The following is a 3,049-nucleotide window of genomic DNA, read 5'->3' as shown; positions in this document are numbered from 1 at the left end:
GCTTTTGAGCGTGGTTTCGCTATGTGGCGAAACGGTGCCTATCATGACTTCATCAGCAATTATGCAGCAAACTGGTTTGCCGCAAGCGATAATGACAGAATCACCGATTGCGCCAGCCTCTTTGCCAGGCTTTGTGACTTGTACTTTCGGGAAAACACCGAAGGAAGCAACAGCATTCCGGCCATCAGGGTGCCGGATGCGATGCTTGACGAGTGGATAGCCAAAGCAGGGGAAGACGGTATTTTGGAAGTAACGCCCTATCAGATAAACCGCGTTCTGCTTCATGCTCTGTGCTATCCTGCTGACACCTGGTCGACTCTGTTTCAGCAGTGTCTTCCCATCCTGCTCGCATTCATCCGCAACCGATGCAATCAGAAGCAGAACACCGCGGGCGATGCGCTTTCACGAGATTCCTGGCCCGAAGCGCTGCTTGCCCAGATTGAATGTGTTGCTGTAGCTTACTCGATAGGAGAAATTCTTGATCCGGTGCTGCTCACGCCCGGCACTATCACGCCTGAATCCAGTCTTGATATCGCACGATTGCTGGCAGTGTCTAAGGATATGCCCGAAGCCATAGTGCGAAAAATCGTTGAACTTCCGGGGTTTGATCCCAATGCCACCAATAGAAACAGGTTAACCCCATTTTATCTTGCCGCAGAGTACGGAAACACAGGCTTTGCTGCCGCTCTGATGGGCAGAGGTGCAAACTATAAGGTGAGGTACCTATGGGATAACGTCACCCCGCTTCAAGTGGCCATCAAAAATCAGCACCTTCCTTTTTTACAATGGTTTCTTCAGGCACTCCCAGAGCATGAGCGGGAACTTTTGGTGGCAGCAATAGACTATAACGGTACAACCCTTCTGAACCATGCCGCACACAACTCTGCATCTCTGAAAATCATTCTGGATTGCTTGCCCGAGGCTGCGAGGGAAGACATCGTAATGAGAACGAAATTTCAGGGTGATACCATGCTGCACGAAGTCGCAAGAAATAACCCTAAGTTTCTTAAAGATCTTCTGAACTACCTGCCAGAGGCAGCAAGAACTAACGCTGTCAAGTTAAAGGGTATTCGTGACATTACCATACTGCACCTAATCGCAGGCACGCACCTCGAACTCTTGAAAGAGATTTTGGACTGCCTGCCCGAGGCAGACAGAGCCGGGGCCGTGAGAGAATGCTACTCATTATGTGGTAGTACTTTGCTGCACTTTGCCGCTAGCAAAAGTACCGAAATCCTGAAACAACTGTTGGATTTTCTGCCCAAGTCAGATAGAGCAAAGGCCGTGATGAATCAGAATAAAAACGGCAATACCGTGGTACACCTGGCCGTAGGCTATCCTGAATCCTTGAAACAGCTTCTGAATTTCCTTCCGGGGACGGCCGTGGCAGACACTGTAAAGTTAAAAAATATATATGAGAAAAACGTGCTGGATCTGGCCGTAGCCTATCCTGAATCCTTGGAATGGCTCCTGAACTCTCTTCCGGAGACAGTAGTGGAAGACGCCATGAGGGCACAGAACACTAATGGTAATACCGTGCTGTGCCGGGCCGTAGCCCATCTTGAATCCTTGAAACTGCTCCTGAACTACCTTCCGAAGAAAAAAGTGGAAGACGCCGTGTTGGCACAGTACGATTATGGTAAAACCGTGCTGCATCAGGCTGTAGCCTATCCTGAGTCCTTTCAACTGCTTCTGGATTACCTTCCGAAGGCAACAGTGGCAGAAGCTATGAAGTTAAAGAACCGAGATGGCAATACCGTGCTGCATTTGGCCGCACGCGATCCTGAATTATTGAAAATGCTTCTGAACTACCGTCCGAAGGCAACAGTGGCAGAAGTTATGACGTTAAAGAACCTAGATGGCCATACTGTGCTGCACGTGGCGGCAATAAACAGTCCCGATGTTCTGATACAGCTGCTGGATTATCTACCCGAGACAGTAAGAGCAGGAGCTATAGTGGCACAGATCAATGGTGGCTATAACTTGCTGCACCTGGTTGCAGAAAAACGCCCCGATGTCTTGATACAGCTGCTGGATTATCTTCCCGATCCGGCAAGAGCTAGCGCCATAGTGGCACAGAACCGTATTGGCGAAACCGTGCTGCACCTGGTCTCAGGCTATCCTGAATCTCTGCGTTATCTTAAAGCGATATTGGAACAAGCGGCACAACAAAAAGCCACTCAATCTGACGTGGGTCCCATCATACCTAACCAGGATGCAGGCGCTGCACAATCGTCCATCGCGTCTTCATCCGAGACCGGTACTTCTACCCTCCTTGGTTCTCATTCATTGTTTAGCCAGGGTTCGGTAAGGCCTCAAGATCCCGACAGTCCGGGAGAACAAAGCACATTAAAGAGATGAGTTTTGCGCTCTGAATAACAAGGACGGGCCCCTCACTCAAAAACGTTAAACTAAATAACCAGCTCTCCTTGCCTCCGCGCGCAGCGTGGGGGAGAGGGTTAGGGTGAGGGGGTTAAAAATAGGGTCGCGCAGCGATACATTTTCTCTATAATCCCTTGATGCCTCAGCAGGCATTTATATTGGATAACCAAACTGTTTTTGACGAAAATATCATCATAATGATATAATTCGCGCCAATTTATTCATTGTTGGAAATCTCCCATGCCAGACAACTTCACGCAGGCAATCATAGAAAGCGCTCAGAACGCACAGAGCACGCACAACAAAGTAACCTCGAATGCAGCGGCCATGCTTGCCATCCAGCTGGCTTCACGGTATCTGTTGCGAAAGAAGGAAAGCGAAGTGCCTGCTCAACCCGCTTCATCTGTGGCTGCCGCTTCTTCTTCATCCGCAGCCTCTTCATCGGTTGTTGTACCTGCCTGCGAGATGACTATTGAAATGACCGGTAATGCCAAAGCACAAGAGTGGATGAGTCGTGTCAGAACGAGGTATGAAGGACGAGTCAAATCATCTTTTCTGGAGGCACCCACCAAAGCCTGGCTGGCAGCAACGCTGGGTTCACGCACCTTGAGCAAAGAACTTGACCGGGTTACTCTGGTTGAGGAGCACAACGGGCAGCCGGTTTCTA

2 protein-coding genes are annotated in these 3,049 nt (G+C 49.7%); both read left to right on the top strand.

All coding sequences use genetic code 11. The features are described from left to right. Positions 1 to 201: 201 nt before the first annotated feature. Positions 202 to 2,361 (top strand): ankyrin repeat domain-containing protein, encoded by a 2,160-nt coding sequence (locus G543_RS17685; protein ID WP_162145890.1) that lies wholly within the window; start codon positions 202 to 204, stop codon positions 2,359 to 2,361. Positions 2,362 to 2,622: 261 nt separating this feature from the next. Continuing rightward, positions 2,623 to 3,049 (top strand): hypothetical protein (locus G543_RS17680; RefSeq protein ID WP_035922006.1); only part of this gene is annotated, 427 nt, incomplete at its 3' end.

Source organism: Legionella moravica DSM 19234 (assembly GCF_000423305.1).
GTDB lineage: Bacteria > Pseudomonadota > Gammaproteobacteria > Legionellales > Legionellaceae > Legionella > Legionella moravica.
This window is presented reverse-complemented; position numbering and strand designations above follow the sequence as displayed.